Annotated in this window: 13 protein-coding genes, 1 tRNA gene and 2 pseudogenes; 6 read left to right on the top strand and 10 right to left on the bottom strand. The window is 70.3% G+C overall.

The features are described 5' to 3' along the window. Positions 1-72, bottom strand: a pseudogene (locus tag AN233_RS18190) (IMP cyclohydrolase); the annotation flags it as partial. A 210-nt stretch (positions 73-282) separates the two neighbouring features. On the opposite strand from AN233_RS18190, the gene AN233_RS15225 reads away from it, so the two are divergent. Beyond that, positions 283-355 (top strand) — tRNA-Gln (locus AN233_RS15225). Between the two features lie 134 nt (positions 356-489). On the opposite strand, the gene cgi121 is transcribed toward AN233_RS15225, so the two are convergent. The 3 genes from cgi121 to AN233_RS15210 all read right to left on the bottom strand — a co-directional run bounded on the left by cgi121 (position 490) and on the right by AN233_RS15210 (position 4091). Beyond that, on the bottom strand, positions 490-1224 hold the full coding sequence (gene cgi121, locus AN233_RS18185) for a KEOPS complex subunit Cgi121 (protein WP_058367612.1): 735 nt from the start codon (positions 1222-1224) through the stop codon (positions 490-492). Next, positions 1221-3716, bottom strand: a complete 2496-nt coding sequence (locus AN233_RS15215; RefSeq protein ID WP_058367611.1) for an ATP-dependent DNA helicase — start codon at positions 3714-3716, stop codon at positions 1221-1223. The genes cgi121 and AN233_RS15215 overlap by 4 nt, the downstream gene beginning before the upstream one ends. A gap of 120 nt (positions 3717-3836) precedes the next feature. Continuing rightward, positions 3837-4091 carry a hypothetical protein gene (locus AN233_RS15210; protein ID WP_058367610.1) on the bottom strand — a complete coding sequence of 85 codons (255 nt, stop codon included), beginning with the start codon at positions 4089-4091 and terminating at the stop codon, positions 3837-3839. A 130-nt stretch (positions 4092-4221) separates the two neighbouring features. Here AN233_RS15210 and AN233_RS15205 point away from each other — a divergent pair. Continuing rightward, a pseudogene (locus AN233_RS15205) lies at positions 4222-5160 on the top strand (formate/nitrite transporter family protein); the annotation flags it as partial. Positions 5161-5285: 125 nt separating this feature from the next. On the opposite strand, the gene AN233_RS15200 reads toward AN233_RS15205, so the two are convergent. Further along, on the bottom strand, positions 5286-5729 hold the full coding sequence (locus tag AN233_RS15200) for a hypothetical protein (RefSeq protein WP_058367608.1): 444 nt from the start codon (positions 5727-5729) through the stop codon (positions 5286-5288). 186 nt (positions 5730-5915) lie between these two features. Between AN233_RS15200 and AN233_RS15195 the strand changes: the two genes are divergently transcribed. Further along, the gene (locus tag AN233_RS15195; RefSeq protein WP_058367607.1) at positions 5916-6593 is read left to right on the top strand and encodes a class I SAM-dependent methyltransferase; all 678 of its coding nucleotides are present in this window, start codon (positions 5916-5918) and stop codon (positions 6591-6593) included. A 41-nt stretch (positions 6594-6634) separates the two neighbouring features. On the opposite strand, the gene ligA is transcribed toward AN233_RS15195, so the two are convergent. Continuing rightward, positions 6635-8866, bottom strand: a complete 2232-nt coding sequence (ligA, locus tag AN233_RS15190) for an NAD-dependent DNA ligase LigA (RefSeq protein WP_058367606.1) — start codon at positions 8864-8866, stop codon at positions 6635-6637. Positions 8867-9371: 505 nt separating this feature from the next. Beyond that, positions 9372-9950 carry a DUF7090 family protein gene (locus AN233_RS15185; protein WP_058367605.1) on the bottom strand — a complete coding sequence of 193 codons (579 nt, stop codon included), beginning with the start codon at positions 9948-9950 and terminating at the stop codon, positions 9372-9374. Between the two features lie 117 nt (positions 9951-10067). Here AN233_RS15185 and AN233_RS15180 point away from each other — a divergent pair, with 117 nt between their 5' ends. The 3 genes from AN233_RS15180 to AN233_RS15170 all read left to right on the top strand — a co-directional run bounded on the left by AN233_RS15180 (position 10068) and on the right by AN233_RS15170 (position 11629). After that, positions 10068-10640 carry a magnesium transporter gene (locus AN233_RS15180; RefSeq protein ID WP_058367604.1) on the top strand — a complete coding sequence of 191 codons (573 nt, stop codon included), beginning with the start codon at positions 10068-10070 and terminating at the stop codon, positions 10638-10640. Between the two features lie 137 nt (positions 10641-10777). After that, positions 10778-11293 carry a magnesium transporter gene (locus AN233_RS15175; protein ID WP_058367651.1) on the top strand — a complete coding sequence of 172 codons (516 nt, stop codon included), beginning with the start codon at positions 10778-10780 and terminating at the stop codon, positions 11291-11293. A 93-nt stretch (positions 11294-11386) separates the two neighbouring features. Continuing rightward, on the top strand, positions 11387-11629 hold the full coding sequence (locus AN233_RS15170) for a ferredoxin (protein WP_058367603.1): 243 nt from the start codon (positions 11387-11389) through the stop codon (positions 11627-11629). A gap of 36 nt (positions 11630-11665) precedes the next feature. On the opposite strand, the gene hemB is transcribed toward AN233_RS15170, so the two are convergent. From hemB to AN233_RS15160, 3 genes are all read right to left on the bottom strand, one after another. Then, on the bottom strand, positions 11666-12646 hold the full coding sequence (gene hemB, locus AN233_RS15165) for a porphobilinogen synthase (protein ID WP_058367602.1): 981 nt from the start codon (positions 12644-12646) through the stop codon (positions 11666-11668). A gap of 131 nt (positions 12647-12777) precedes the next feature. Beyond that, the gene (locus AN233_RS17505) at positions 12778-12942 is read right to left on the bottom strand and encodes a DUF6757 family protein (protein ID WP_176696706.1); all 165 of its coding nucleotides are present in this window, start codon (positions 12940-12942) and stop codon (positions 12778-12780) included. Positions 12943-13738: 796 nt separating this feature from the next. Then, a partial coding sequence (locus AN233_RS15160) for a CobW family GTP-binding protein (RefSeq protein ID WP_245626090.1) occupies positions 13739-14760 on the bottom strand: 1022 nt, incomplete at its 5' end.

The following is a 14760-nucleotide window of genomic DNA, read 5'->3' as shown; positions in this document are numbered from 1 at the left end:
CGGGAACGAGCGTGAGGAGACGCGATAGGCGCCGATACCGGGTCCGACGACGACGAAACGACCGATGTACATACACGAACGTGGTTATCTGTCGGACTAATAGGTAACGATATATGCACCTCCGAGGAAACTGCCACCACGACGTATCGGTCCTCGCTCGTCCTTGGGCCGACCACGGCGACCGGCGCATGCTGCAAAAACCACCCGCAGGAAGCGGGTCGCCAGCCGACTCGGCTTCGCAACACTCATAACTATCCACGCACTACCGACTGATGCGTTCGTAGTTCCATGGGGTAGCGGCCAATCCTGAAGCCTTCTGGGGGCTTCGACCCAGGTTCGAATCCTGGTGGAACTATTTCTCCTGCACTGCGTTCGGAGTCACGTCTCCGTGTTTCCACCTGAAACGGAGGGGTCTCCGGGTCCTCGTTCGCGACCGGTTGTCGCCCGCCGAACCGCTCCGGTCGTCGCCCGCCGAACCTACCCAGTCGGTCACTTCTCCACGTCGAGCAGAGCGACCCGTTCCAGCACCACGTCCGCGAGCGTCCCGTCGACCGCGGCCAGCTCCGCGTCGCTCACGTCGAAGAACTCTCGGACGGTCGCGCGGTCGGTCCCGGGAACGTCCCCGTCGGGCCCCACGACCGCGGAATCGGCTAGCAGGTCGAGCACGCGGTCGACCGCCCTCTCGACGGCTTCCTCGTTCTCCTCGGTCGGCCGGTCACCGCATCCGCGCTCTTCGGTCGGCCGGTCACCGCATCCGCGCTCTTCGGTCGGCCGGTCACCGCATCCGCGCTCTTCGGTCCGCCGGTCACCGCATCCGCGCTCTTCGGTCCGCCGGTCTCCGCGTCCGCGCTCTCCGCCGGTTTCCCCTTCGGCCGCCGACGGCGCGTAGACGACCGCCGCGGCCGCCCCCTCGCCTTCGTCGACGCCCATCGCCAGTGCGCGGTCGATCTGCCGGCAGCCGGCGGCGTACAGCAGCACCCCGACCGCACGGTCCCGCGCGACGGTCTCCCCGCGGGCGGCCGCCCGTTCGGCCAACTCGACCGCGCGGACGAGGTGTCGCCGGGAGACGACGTACTGCGCGTCGAACACCTGTACCACGGCCCCGGTCGCCTCGCGGACGGCGTTCACCTCCGCGAGGAACGCGTCGAGGTCGTCGACCCGCGCGGTCCCCGCCACGACGCGTACGTCGACCTCGGGAGCACTGCTGGCAGTCGCGCCCGTCATCCGAAATCACCCAGGCTCGACTGGCCGTCGCCGTCCCCCTCCGCGGCGCCGGCGGTCGCGGCCGCGGAGGCACTCGCGTCCGCGCGCACGTTGTCCATCGAGGGGTCCTCGCGGCCGGCGTTCTGGAGGATGCGCTCGGCGGTCTTCTCGCGCCCGCGGAGCGCACCGAGTACCACCGACTTGTCGGCCTCACGGAGGTCCGCCCGATCCTCGATGCCCGCCTCGTAGAGCCGCCGAGCGCGCTTGCGCCCGACGCTCCGGACCCCCGCGAGGTCCAAAAGCTCCTCGCGAACGCCGTACTCGACGCGCTTGCGCGCCTCGCGGACCGCGACGACCGCATCCGAGTCCACGTCCACCTCGCGTGCGAGCGTCTCGGCCGCCCGGAGGAGCCACTCCGCGGTCTCGACCTTCCCGCGGATGTCGCCCGGGCCGACGCCGTACCGCTCGGCGATTCGGTCCTCGTCCACCTCGCTGGCCCAGTCTTCCAGCATCCGCGCCGTCTTGAGCGACGCGAGCCAGTCCTCGAAGCGCACGTCCTCGTACTCCGAGGGCACGTCGCCCGGGAGCTCCGCCTCGCGCTCGTAGCAGAGCTCGGTGTACGTCTCGCGGTCGCCGGACTTGAGGTAGAGCTCGTACATGTCGGGCGTCCGACTCACGAGGTGATAGAGCCCGAGCGGAGTGAGGTCGATGTCGGCGCTCCCGTCGCTTTCACCTTCATCCGTACCCTCGCCCTCGTCCGAACTCTCCTCTTCGTTCTCCTCTCCGTCCTCGGCGCCGTCCGCCTCGCTCCGCGTGTAGTTGACGAACGCGGCCTCCTCGCCGGTCCCCCCGTCCTCGGCGGGGACGAACTCGGCGTTCGCGGTTCCGGCGTCCGCCTCGTCTCCGTCTCCCCCCTCCGCCCCCGCGGCCGCCTCCAGCCCGTCGATCATCTCGGCGGCGCTCATGGGGTCCAGATACAGCCGGGAGACGGTATGACCCGTCGAGGTGGCCGACAGCGACTCCGTCCCGTCCGCGTACTCGCGGTCGAGGAACCCGTTGATCTCCAGGTAGTCGAGCACGGTGTCCGTCACCGACTCCAGCCGGCGGTCATCGTCCGTCTGCGTGGCGTACAGCGTGTTGCTCAGGAACTCTAACAGTCCCTCGCGGGTCGAGGCGAAGCCGGTCGCGACGGTCGCGAGCACGTGCGTTCGGAGCGCGGGCTCGGCGGCGAGCTTCGAGCGCACGTTCTCCGGCTCGGCCCAGATGTACCGCTCGAACAGTTCGTCCATCGTGTCGGAGTCCTTCGCGAGCAGCACCGCCTCGCCGTAGGGGTCGAGCCCCGGCCGCCCGGCGCGGCCGCACATCTGGTGGACCTCCAGCACGTCCAGCGGCTTCATGCCGCCGAACTCGCCGTCGTAGCGCCGCCAGTCGCGGACGATCACGCGGCGGGCCGGCGTGTTCACCCCCGCCGCGAGCGTCGGCGTCGCGGCGATGACCTTGATCAGCCGGTCGCGGAAGGCGTCCTCCACGAGGCTCCGGTGCTTGCTCGCGAGCCCGGCGTGGTGGAAGGCGGCGCCCTGCTCGACGGCGTCGGCCAGGTCCTCGGACGTGTCGGTGTCCGAGACGCCCCTGATCTCCTCGGCCAGCGCACGGAGGTCGTCGCGCTCGTCGGCGGTCAGTCGGGGCTTCGTCACGTCGGTCAGCTTGCGCGCGGCCGACTCCGCGTTTCGTCGGGAGTTGACGAACACCAGCGAGGAGCCGCCCTGTCCCTCCTCCTCGGTGTCGAGCGCGTCCGCGACGAGCGCCGCGGTCTGGTCCTCGCCGCGCTCAACGGGGACCTCCTTCTGGCTCCCGTCGTCGAAGTTGATCGCGTTGCCGAAGTGGACGCCCATCCGGAGGTCGATGGGGCGCCAGTCCGACTCCACCAACTCGGCGTCGAGCCAGTCGGCGACTACGTCCGCGTTGCCCACGGTCGCGGAGAGCGCGACGGTCTGCAGGCCGGGGTTCACGCGGCGGAGCTTCGCGAGGGTCACCTCCAGCGTCGGGCCGCGGCCGGCGTCGTCCACGAGGTGGACCTCGTCGGAGACGACGCAGGTGAGGTCGTCGATCCACGGGGCGCCGTTGCGGATCAGCGAGTCGACCTTCTCGGAGGTGGCCACGATGATGTCGCGGCTCGCGAGCCACTCGCCGTCCGACTCGTAGTTGCCCGTCGAGACGCCGGTCGTCACGCCGAACTCCGCCCAGCGCTCGAACTCGGCCTTCTTCTCGGACGCCAGCGCGCGCAGGGGAACGATGTACAGCGCCTTCCCGCCGCGCTCGACGGCCGAGAGCATCGCTAACTCGGCGATCAGCGTCTTCCCGGACGCGGTCGGCACGGCCGCGACGAGGCTCTCGCCGTCGGTCACTCCGGCGTCGACCGCCGCCTCCTGGGGCGGGTAGAGCTCGGCGATCCCCTCCGCTTCGAGGGCCTCGCCGACGCCCGCGGGGAGCCCGGAGAGCGAGGTCGGTTCCATTGGGTGTCCGTCGTCCCCGCTCGGATTTAAAGGGTCGGAGAGAGCGTGCGACACCTCGTCGGCCGGGCCGCGCCACACCTCGTCGGCCGGGCCGCGCCACACCTCGTCGGCCGGGCCGCGCTACACCTCGTCGTCGAGGTCGTGCTCCTCGGCCATCCGGGCGGCCTCGCGGGCGAAGCGCTCGATGTCCTCGGGGTCCGTCGCGGCCAGGTCCGACCCGTCCACCTCGCGGCCGGCGGTGACGCCGCCTCTCGTGACGAGCCGCTGCTGGGCGATCTCGGTGGTGTGCATGCGCTCGCCGTCGGCCGTGGCGTAGGTGAGACGGACGAGGCCCTTCGAGTCGAACTGTCGGTCGACGAGCCAGACGCGGGGCATGTCGGTTGGACCGAGGTCGGCGGGAGGTGTTAAACCGCCGGTTCGCGTCCCGAAGCCGAGCGGACGGACCCCTCCTGATCGCCGGCCGCGGTGGCAGCCATTTTTACCCCGGCCCCTGTACCGACACCTGATGACCGACAGCGACGATGAGGAAAACGGAAGCGAGGCCGTCCGACAGGCGGTCGAGGAGTCGCGTCACGGCGCGCCGGCTGTCGGGGCGGTGGTCCGGGACCGCTTCGAGACCGACGAGGTGTTCCAGCGCATCGTCGCAGCCGCGGACGACGAGATCGACACCGGGATCCGCGAGCTGTTCTTCAGCGCGCTGGCGGCCGGGTTCGCGATCACGCTGACGTTCTTGATGTACGCGTCGCTGTACGGCGCCACGGACGGCCACCCGATCCTGAAGGCGCTTCTGTACCCCATCGGGTTCATCTACATCATCATCGGCGGGTATCAGCTGTACACCGAGAACACGCTCCCGCCGGTCGCGCTCGTGCTGGAGCGGCTTGCCAGCATCCCCGCGCTGTTGCGGGTCTGGCTCATCGTGGTGATCGGCAATTTCGTTGGCGGCGGGTTGGGTGCGCTCGTGCTGGCGTACACCGGCGTCTTCTCGCCCGCGGCCGCGGAAGCCGCGATGAGTCTCTCACAGAGCGGTTTGCAGACGCCCTTCTGGGACCTGTTCTTCAAGGCCTGCGCCGCCGGGTTCATCGTCGCGGGCGTCGTCTGGATGGACTACGCCTCGCGGGACACCATCTCGCGGCTGGTCCTGATCTACGTCGCGTTCCTCTGTATCCCGCTGGCGAACCTCTTCCACGTCGTCGTCTCGTTCACGGAGCTGATGTACCTCTTCTTCCTGGGCGAGGCGGCGCTGTTGTCCGGCCTGACGACGTTCATCCTGCCGGTGCTGCTGGGGAACACCCTCGGCGGCGTGCTGCTGGTCACGATGGTCAACTACTTCCAGACCTCCGAGCGCCGGCGTCAGGAAGTCCGCGAGGGGCAGGACGTGACCCAGCTTTCGCTGGGCGAACTGACGATGGGTGCCCGCGCCGGCCGGACGTACGTCCCGGTCGAGCCGGACGAGCGGTCCTATACGCAGCGTCGTGAGGAGGAGGACTGACGGCGCCTGCCGGTCATCCATCCCGCCGCAGCCAGAACCGACTCCGCTCTCCGCTCCTGCTTTCCAAAACGGAAGTCTCAGAAGACGCTGTCGGCGGTCGCGGCGCCGACGACGCTGAACACCGCGCCGACGGTCACGGCCTTCGCGGTGGTGAACCAGAGTTCCCGGCCGGCGATCCCCCGATCGATGAGGAACGTCGCGGGCGCGTCGAACAGGAGCGCAAGCACCGTGACAGAGCCGAACGAGACGACCATCAGCGAGACGAACCGGACGGGGATCCCGACGACCTCCTGTTCCTCGTCCGGGTCGCGGCCGGTGTCCGCGCGGTACAGCGCCGCGTAGCCGATGGCGGCGACGACACAGGCGGTCAGGACGGCCTGCAGCCCGTTCATCCCTCCGGCGAGCACCCACACCTCCTCGGTGACGACGAACGGCCCCGCGAGCAGGAACCCGCCGACGATTTGCTGCGCGGAGTCCGCGATCCGGAAGTTGGGCCGCCGCAGCCCCCGTGGTCGCTTCATGGGTCCCCATGCGAGGGGCGGCGATAAAACTCCGCCGCCAGCGCCCCTCCGTCCGTCGTGGTCCCGCCGACGCCTCGCCGGCGCCCCGACGGCTCCCCCGACGGCTCCCCCGACGGCTCCCCCGACGGCTCCCCCGACGGCGAGGCGTCCGAACCGGTTTTCACGCCGCCGGCCGGAGAGTCGGTCATGAGCGTTCGCGAGGAGTTCGACGAGTGGGCCGCGTCGGGGAAGGACCGCGGGATGGAGGAGCGCCACTGGCACACCGCGAAGCACGTCCTCGCCCGGATGCCCGTGGAGCGGGGCGACACGGTCGTCGACCTCGGAACCGGGTCGGGGTACGCGCTCCGCGCGCTCCGCGAGCGGGGGATCGGCCGCGGCTACGGCCTCGACGGCGCACCGGAGATGGCCCGCAACGCCCGGAGCTACACCGACGATCCCGACGTTGGCTTCCTCGTCGGGGACTTCGACGACCTGCCGTTCGCGGACGACTCGGTCGACCACGTCGTCACGATGGAGGCGTTCTACTACGCCGCGGACCCCCATCGAACGCTCGAGGAGGTCCACCGGGTTCTGAAGCCCGGCGGCACCTTCTACTGCGCGGTCAACTTCTTCGCGGAGAGCGAGCACACGCACGCATGGCAGGACTCCATCTCCGTGGACATGACCCTGTGGAGCCGCGAGCAGTATCGCGAGGCGTTCCGCGAGGCAGGGCTCCACGTCGCCGAACAGGACGCGATCCCGGACCGCGAGATCGAGATCCCCCCCGCGGAGGCGTTCCCGACGGAGAACTGGGAGACGCGCGAGGCGATGCTCGACCGCTACCGGACGTGGGGAACCCTGCTGACGGTCGGCGTCGCGCCCTGATACGGACGGTTTTCTGAATCGGGGACGCGCCGGACGCGGGGTCACTCCGCGGGCGGCCACTCGATGTCGCGATCGGCCAGCAGGTCGGCGAACGCCTCCTCGTCCAGTTCCGGCACGCCTTCCTCGTCCGCGTCCGCGCGCTTGGTCGCGCCGGGGTCCTCGCCGACGACGAGGTAGTCGGTGTTGCCGGACACGCTCCCGGTCGCGTTCGCGCCGTGTCGCTCCACCAGCTCCTGCGCCTCGCTACGGGGGACCGACAGCGCGCCCGTGAACACGAACGTCAGCCCGTCGAGCTCGTCGCCGGTCTCGCCCGCGACGGGTTGGGGGTCGACCCCGAGGTCGCGGAGGGCTTCGATGGCCTCGCGGTTGCGCTCGGCGTCGAGGAACTCCCGAATCTCGGTCGCGACCGTCTCGCCCACGTCCTCGACCGCGGTCAGCTCCTCGACGTCGGCGTCCAGCAGCGCGTCGAGCGTCCCGAAGTGCGTCGACAGCGAGCGCGCGGTCGTCGGCCCCACCTCCGGGATGCCGAGCGCGGCGAGGAATTCGTCGAGCGGCGGCTCCTTCGAGGCCGAAAGCTCCGCGATCAGGTTCTCCGCGCTCGTCTCGCCCCACCCCTCCAGCCCCACGAGGTCGTCCTTCTCCAGCCGGTAGAGGTCCGGGAGCGACTCGACGAGCCCGGCCTCCCGGAGCTGTTCGACCGTCTCCGGCCCGAGCCCCTCGATGTCGAGCGCGTCGCGGCGCGCCCAGTACTCGACCGCCCGCTCCAGCTGTGCGGGACAGCCGAGCCCACCGGTACAGAACGCCAGGGGACCGTCGCGCTCGACCACGGAGCCGCAGACCGGGCACTCCGCCGGGAACTCGTAGTGCCCCTCCGAGCGCTTCTCCACGACCGCGGGGATGTAGGGGATCACGTCGCCCGCGCGGTAGACCCGAACCACGTCGCCGACGTTCACGCCAAGCGTCTCGATCTCCTCGGGGTTGTGGAGCGTCGCCCGCGAAACCGTCACGCCGCCGACCTCGACGGGATCGAGCATCGCGACCGGCGTGAGCCGGCCGGTGCGGCCCACCTGCACGACCACGTCCTCGACCGTCGTGGTCTCGGTCCGCGGCGGGAACTTGTAGGCGAACGCCCAGCGGTACGACCGCGAGGTGGTTCCGAGCGCGTCGCAGGCCGCGTGGTCGTTCACCTTGATGACGGTGCCGTCGATCTCGTAGTTCAGGTCGTCGCGGACCGACTCCATCCGGTCCCGGTAGTCGATCGACTCGTCGATGTCCGCGACCAGTTCCACGCGGTCGTTGTGTCTGAGCCCGAGGTCCTCGAAGAGGCCGAGTTCGTCCCAGTGGGTCGGCGGGCGCTCGTGGCCGGATTCGGCGGCGTCTCCCGCGTTCTCGTCCTCCGAGCCGGCGCTTCTTGCGTCCGCGCTCGTCCCGCCCGCCCCGGCCGACTCCGTCCCGCCCGCCTCCGCCCAGTCGAGCACGTCGAAGAAGAAGATCGAGAGCGGCCGCTCCGAGACGACGGAGGGGTCGAGCTGGCGGAGCGTCCCCGCGGCCGCGTTTCGGGGGTTCGCGAACGGCTCCTTCCCCGCCTCTCGGCGCTCGCGGTTGTGCTCCTCGAACGCGTCCAGCGGCATGTACACCTCGCCGCGGACCGCGAGGAACTCGGGGGGGTCCCCCCGGAGCTTGCTCGGGACCGCGCGTATCGTCCGCACCTGCTCGGTCACGTCGTCGCCCTCGTGCCCGTCCCCTCGGGTCGCGGCGCGCGCGTATTCGCCGTCCTCGTAGATCACCTCGACGGAGAGGCCGTCGAACTTCGGCTCGCAGACGTAGTCGACGTCGGGGTCGAGCCCCGCCTCGCGGAGGTTCCTGCGCACGCGCTCGTCGAACTCGCGCACGTCCGCGGCGTCGGTCGAGGCGTCGATGGAGAGCATCGGCGCGGTGTGTGCGACCGTTTCGAGGTGATCCACCGGCGCCCCGCCGACGCGCTGTGTCGGGGAGTTTTCGGTCGGGAGGTCGAACGCGTCCTCCAGTTCGAGCAACCGGTCGAACAGCGCGTCGTACTTCGCGTCCGAGATGATGGGGTCCGCCTCGACGTAGTACCGATAGTCGTGTTCGCGGACCGCGTCCCGAAGCAGCGCGGCCTGCTCGGCCGCCGTCTCCGGGTCCAGTTCCTCGACCGGTTCGAAGTCGGTCGGCGGGTCGCGGACGTAGGGGTTCTCGTCGGGGTCGGCGTAGTGGTGACCGTCGGCGTCCCCGGCGGCCGCGTCGTCGCTCATGCATCCGCGTGTGCGCGCCATCGTCTAAAAGCGGTCGGAGAAACAGCGATTCCCCCTTCCTGTGGCGTTTTGTGAGGTTCTTCTGTGTCCGTCGCAGATCCTGCTGATCGAGACAGCAACACCCAGAAAGCCCCAGCCGGCTCTCCGTACGATGTTTTTGAAACTGCTGTTGATCCTGCTGATCGAGACAGCAACACCCAGAAAGCCCCAGCCGGCTCGACCCGCCGGGCCTCGCTGCGCGCTCGCGTCTCTCAGCAACGCCCGCCGCGAGTGCTTACGTCGTCCGGGCGGGATCGAGCCGGCTGCCCCTTTCAGTCCCACCCCGCAACCGCACCAGAACCGCACCGCGACCGCCCAGCACCGCAGCCTCGCACCTCCCCAACCTCGGCGGCGGCGCGGCCGCGGAACCGCACCGCACAGCAAGCGGCCGCGCCGCCGCCTCCCTCGCGCGCGTTGCTCGCGCGCGCCGACCGCAACGTTCTGGAGGGCTGTTCGCCGCCTGCTCTCAGAAGTCGACGCTCACGGAGCCGTCCTCGCCGAGGTCGACGACGCCGCCGAACAGCTCCCGGAAGCGGTCGATCGTCGCCTCGTCGTGGACCTCCTTCGAGAGGTGAAACACGCCGACTGCGTCGTGGTCGGCGAGCAGGTCGACCATCGCCGCGGCGGCCTCGTACGTCTCGTCCTCGTCGGCGTAGTAGGCCATCTCGGTGAGCGAGTCGACGGAGACGCGGCGCTTCCCCTCGGTGTCGGCGAGGAATCGCCCGACGCGCTCGACGACGCCGTCGAGGTCCTCCGGCGCGGCGACGTAGTGGACGTTCTCCGCGGAGCGGCGCGAGTAGCCCCGCTCGACGGAGAGCGTGTCGAGGATGGTCGCCTTCGACTCGTCCACGTCGTAATAGTCCAACTTCTGCTCGACCTCGCGGGCGGTCGTCCGCGTGGACACCACGAGGAAGGCGTCCGTGTCGACCTTCAGAAAGTCCGTATCGATCCGGTCGGTCTCGCCGATGCTGGGGTGTAACAGGAGGATCCCCGTCCCGCCCGGGATCGTCTCGGGTGCGCCGTCGATGGCGAGCGCGTACTCCATACACGCCCGGATCCGCCGGACGGACTTAAGTCCCGAGGCCACCTCGGAGCGCCGTCGACGGCGATGTTCGCGGTGCCCGCACGGGTTTTTGTACCCGGTGGCCGTTGGGACGGACGAATGTACGGGCAGGACACCGCCCGGGACATCTACCGACAGGCGCTCCCGGTGATCCTCGTGAGCCTCGTCGCCGGGCTGTTCGCGGGGACGATCCTCGGCACCGAGACGATGCGCCGCGGGATCGGGCAGGTCCCGGGGCTGTTGCTCCTTCTGCCGGCGTTCCTCGCCACGCGGGGCGGCGTCTACGGCTCGCTCGGCGCCCGGATCTCCACCGGGCTCCACCAGGGGCTCATCGAACCGGACTTCGCGCTCGATCGGCCGCTCCGGAACGCGGTCGTCGCCTCCTTCGTCAACGGCATGACCGTCTCCGTCTTCATCGCGGTCGTCGCGTTCGCGGTCCTCCGCGTCCTCGGCCGCGAGGGGAACGTGCTCGAACTCGTCGGGATCATGGTCGTCGCGGGCTTCCTCTCGGCGGTGCTGATGCTGTCGGTGCTCCTGACGGTGATCCTACTCGGCTACCGGCGCGGGCTCGACCCCGACAACGTCATCGGTCCCATCGTCACCACGCTCGGCGACGTGTTCGGCGTCGCGTTCCTGATGGTGGGGATCCGGGTTATGGAGGTCGTGCTGTGAGCGACGCCGGGGATGGGAAGCGCACCACCGACGCATCCCGCGACGAGGTGACGCCCGACGAGGCGCCGATCGACGCCGAGCGCGGCACCGGTCGCGGGATCCCGCCGGACTGGACGATCCGCCGGATCGTCCGCACGATGGTCCCGCTGCTGGCGGCGCTGTCGGTGCTCCAGATGGTGTCGGGGACGGTGCTGGAGACCTACGAGGAGGCGCTGCTGGAGAACCCCGCGCTGCTGATCCTCGTCCCGGTGCAGATCGGGACCGCGGGCAACCTCGCGTCGATCATGTGCTCACGGCTCTCGACGGGGATCCACCTCGGGACGTTCGAGCTCTCGCCGTCGAACCCCGCTGTCCGGGCCAACGTCGGCGCCGTCTTCGCGCTCGCGGCGACGGTGTTCTCCGCGGTCGGCGTCGCCGCGTGGGGCCTCGGCAGGCTGCTGGGCGGCAGCCTCGGACTGGCCGACGTGCTCACCGTCTCGCTCCTGTCCGGGATGGCGCTGGCGGTGCTCGTGGTCGTTATGAGCCTGCTCGCAGTACAGGCGTCCTACCGGATCGGGCTCAACCCCGACGACACCACGATCCCAATCGTGACGAACCTCTGTGACGTGGGCGGGGTGCTGATTCTGTTCGCGGTCGTCGCGGTCGTACTGTGAGTCGTCCTCGACCGCTGCCGGACCCCGTCTCGACCGCTGCCGGACCCCGCCACGAACGCCATCGCTTTGTACCGCCTCGCCTAATCCCGCCCCATGCGCGTCGAGTTCGACCGCGACACCTGCATCGGCATGTACCAGTGCGTCGCGGAGTGGGACGGCTTCGAGAAGAACCTCGACGAGGGGAAGGCGGACCTCGTCGACGGCGAGGAGACCGACGAGGACGTGTTCGTCGTCGAGGTGCCCGACGGCGAGGAGTTCGACGCGAAGTTCGCGGCCCGCGTCTGCCCCGTCGACGCCATCGCGGTGTACGACGACGACGGCGAGCAGGTCGTCTGAGGCCGGTTTCTTCGCTCCGGTTTCGACCGAGTCGACTCAGAGCCGGTCCGCCAGATCCTCCGCGAAGTAGGTGAGGATCAGGTCCGCGCCGGCACGCTTGATCGACAGCAGCGACTCGTAGGCGACCGCTTCGAGGTCGAGCCACCCCTTCTCCGCGGCCGCGTGGAGCATCGCGTACTCGCCCGAGACGTTGTACGCCGCGATCGGCCGGTCGAACTCCCGCCGGAGGTCGGCGACCACGTCGAGGTACGGCAGCGCGGGCTTGACCATCAGCACGTCGGCGCCCTGCTCGGCGTCGAGACGCGCTTCCCGGATCCCCTCGCGGCGGTTCGCGGGGTCCATCTGGTAGTGTCGGCGGTCGCCGAACGCCGGCGCCCCGTCCGCGGCGTCCCGGAAGGGGCCGTAGAAGGCGGACTCGTACTTCGCGGCGTAGCTCATCAGCGCCACGTCCGCGTGCCCGGCGTCGTCGAGCGCCTCGCGGACCGCGGCCACCTGCCCGTCGGCCATCGCGGAGGGCGCGACCATGTCCGCGCCCGCCTCCGCCTGCGAGACCGCGGTCCGAGCGAGGAGGTCCAGCGTCTCGTCGTTTTTCACCGTGAGCGTCGGGTCCGCCTCGGCGTCGTCCTCGATCACGCCGCAGTGGCCGTGGTCGGTGTACTCACAGAGGCAGACGTCGCCGACGACGTAGGCGTCCGTCTCGGCGGTGATCCGCCGGATCGCGCGCTGGACGACGCCGTCCTCGGCGTACGCGCGCGACCCGTGGGCGTCCTTCGACTCCGGGATGCCGAACACGACGACGGCCTCGACGCCGGTCGCGAGGACCTCCTCGACGCGCGCGGCCGCCTCCGCGACCGGCACGCGCTCGTGACCGGGCATCGACTCGATGGGGACGCGCTCGTCGGTCGTCGCGTCGACGAACACCGGCGCCATCAGGTCCGACGCCGACAGCGTCGTCTCGCCCACGAGCTCGCGCACGCCGTCCGTGCGCAGCCGTCGCGGGCGGTCGGTGAGGTGCATGCTCGGGCGTTGGCAACGCGGGGACTTCTAAGGTTCGCTCGCGGCGCGGAAGGGACGCGGAAAGGGGATCGAGAGGTAGGAGGCGGTGAGGTGGGGTGAGGTAAGAGAAGGAGAGGGAACGCCGCGAGAGCCTACTCGGCGCCCTCGATGTCGATCCGCTCGCGGAGCTCCTCCAGCTCCTCGGACTCCGCGAGGCGCTCGACCTGCTCCCGGAAGTGCTCCTCGCAGAGCCCGACCCTCACTCCGTCCGTGGACGCGGCGTACGCGGCCTCCCGGTCGCAGTAGTGACAGTTCATACCCGATCTAGTGGCTGACCGCGGTTAAGGGTAGCTTTCGCGGGTGTCGCGATGGGGTCGACCCCCCGCGCGATGTTTCTGTAACCGTTGTCGAACCTGCTGATCGGGGCACCAACACCCGGAAAGTCCCAGTCGACTCTCACTACTGCGTTTTCCGTGTCTGTTGCTGATACTGCCGCTCGGGACAGGACCACCCTTTCAGTCCCACCCCGCACCGCGACCGCACCGTGACCGCACAGCACCGCAACCGCACAGCACCGTGACCGCACAGCACCGCAACCGCACAGCACCGCAACCGCACAGCACCGCAACCGCACAGCACCGTGACCGCACAGCACCGTGACCGCACAGCAGCCTCGCACCTCCCCAACCTCGGCGGCCGCGTGGCCGCGACACCGCAGCGCGGGACAAACCGCGTCCCGCTGGCCTCCAGCGTGCAGTAGCGCGCTGGAGACACCGCATGCGGCCACGCGGCCGCCTCCACCGAAAATCGGAGATTTTCGAGCAGCCAGCGTGCAGTAGCGCGCCGGAAATCAAAGATTTCCGAGCCGCCGTTCGCTCCGCACCGCGCTCACGGCGACGCTGGCGACCTCGCGCGGTCGCGGCGACACGCTCCGCGGTCGCCGCGGCGCGCGCCGACTACACCGCCCCGCACCGCACTGCGACCGCACGCCGGACGAACGCTTTTCGCGGATGAGGAGGAACTCCCGCCGTGAGTGCGGTTCGGTCGTCCGACGCCGGGCGCACCGTTCCGCGGTGGTCCGGATTCGCGACCGTCTCGCGTTCTCTCCGGGGTTCAGGCGCCCGGCTCGCGGAGCGCGACCTCCGCGCCCGGCTCGTCGGGGAAGGGGTCGTCGGCGCCGAGGGACTCGCCCTCCTCCAGTCTCTCCCACTCCTCGTCGGTGACCAGACAGTCGTCTAGCGCCTCGGTCACCGCCTCGCGGTCCAGTCCGGTGCCGATGACGACGTACTCCGTCAGGCGGTCGCCGTGCTCGTCGTGCCACTCCAGGTCGGGCCGGTTCGACCGGTAGAGGTCCCGGTCGATCTCGGGGAGGCTGGCGATCCACGGCCCGGGCGCTTCCACGCGAACCGAGGGGCCGGCCTGCCCGACGACCTGCCGGTGGTCGTTGTCCGCGACCCACAGCGTCCCCTTCGAGCGGACGACGCTCTCCGGGAGGTCACGCAGGAGGGCGGCGATCCGGCCGGGGTGGAAGGGGCGTCGTCGTCGGTAGGTGAACGAGGTGACGCCGTACACCTCGTCCGGGTGGCGGTGGGCGTGGTCGCCGTGCTCGTCGTGGGCGTGCCCGTCCCCGTCGTGGCCGCCCTCGTCGTGCCCGTCGCCCTCGTCGTCCGCGAGCGCGCGCTTCCACCCCGGCAGGTCGCCGATCTCGTCCGGATCGAAGCGGTCCTCGTCCAGCAGACGGGCGGGATCGACCGCGGAGAACTCGGTGCGGATGGTCTCGGCGTCGGGCTGGAGTGCCGCGATCAGCTCCTCGGCCTCCGCGAGCTCCGCGTCCGTACAGAGGTCGGCCTTGTTGAGCAGGACGACGTTCGACACCTCGACCTGCTCCACGAGGAGGTCTGAGAGCGGCCGCTCGTCGGCGTCCGGGTCCGTGCGGCGCTCCGGGGTCCCTTCGCCGGCGAACGCGTCGCGGAACTGTCGGGCGTCCACGACCGTCACGAGCGCGTTCACGTCGTACAGCGCGGCGACGCGCGACTCGGTGGTGAACAGCCGCGCGACGGGCGCGGGCTCGGAGATGCCCGACGACTCCACGACCAGGTGGTCGAACTCGCGACTTCGTGCGAGCCGGACCACCG

Origin of the sequence: Haloparvum sedimenti, assembly GCF_001462205.1 — an archaeon.
In the GTDB taxonomy this organism is placed as follows: Archaea; Halobacteriota; Halobacteria; order Halobacteriales; family Haloferacaceae; genus Haloparvum; species Haloparvum sedimenti.
Note: the sequence above shows the minus strand (reverse complement) of the source record. Positions and strands in the feature narration are given on the sequence as shown.

What these genes read in the sequence shown, in the direction of transcription:
- AN233_RS15210 (WP_058367610.1), bottom strand. Translation starts at nt 4,091, where the DNA reads ATGCCCCGCGTCTGGCTCGTCGACCGACAGTTCGACTCGAAGGGCCTC.
- AN233_RS15175 (WP_058367651.1), top strand. Translation starts at nt 10,778, where the DNA reads ATGGTCCCGCTGCTGGCGGCGCTGTCGGTGCTCCAGATGGTGTCGGGG.
- AN233_RS15215 (WP_058367611.1), bottom strand. Translation starts at nt 3,716, where the DNA reads ATGGAACCGACCTCGCTCTCCGGGCTCCCCGCGGGCGTCGGCGAGGCC.
- AN233_RS17505 (WP_176696706.1), bottom strand. Translation starts at nt 12,942, where the DNA reads ATGAACTGTCACTACTGCGACCGGGAGGCCGCGTACGCCGCGTCCACG.
- AN233_RS15180 (WP_058367604.1), top strand. Translation starts at nt 10,068, where the DNA reads ATGTACGGGCAGGACACCGCCCGGGACATCTACCGACAGGCGCTCCCG.
- ligA (WP_058367606.1), bottom strand. Translation starts at nt 8,866, where the DNA reads ATGAGCGACGACGCGGCCGCCGGGGACGCCGACGGTCACCACTACGCC.
- AN233_RS15170 (WP_058367603.1), top strand. Translation starts at nt 11,387, where the DNA reads ATGCGCGTCGAGTTCGACCGCGACACCTGCATCGGCATGTACCAGTGC.
- hemB (WP_058367602.1), bottom strand. Translation starts at nt 12,646, where the DNA reads ATGCACCTCACCGACCGCCCGCGACGGCTGCGCACGGACGGCGTGCGC.
- AN233_RS15185 (WP_058367605.1), bottom strand. Translation starts at nt 9,950, where the DNA reads ATGGAGTACGCGCTCGCCATCGACGGCGCACCCGAGACGATCCCGGGC.
- AN233_RS15200 (WP_058367608.1), bottom strand. Translation starts at nt 5,729, where the DNA reads ATGAAGCGACCACGGGGGCTGCGGCGGCCCAACTTCCGGATCGCGGAC.
- AN233_RS15195 (WP_058367607.1), top strand. Translation starts at nt 5,916, where the DNA reads ATGAGCGTTCGCGAGGAGTTCGACGAGTGGGCCGCGTCGGGGAAGGAC.
- cgi121 (WP_058367612.1), bottom strand. Translation starts at nt 1,224, where the DNA reads ATGACGGGCGCGACTGCCAGCAGTGCTCCCGAGGTCGACGTACGCGTC.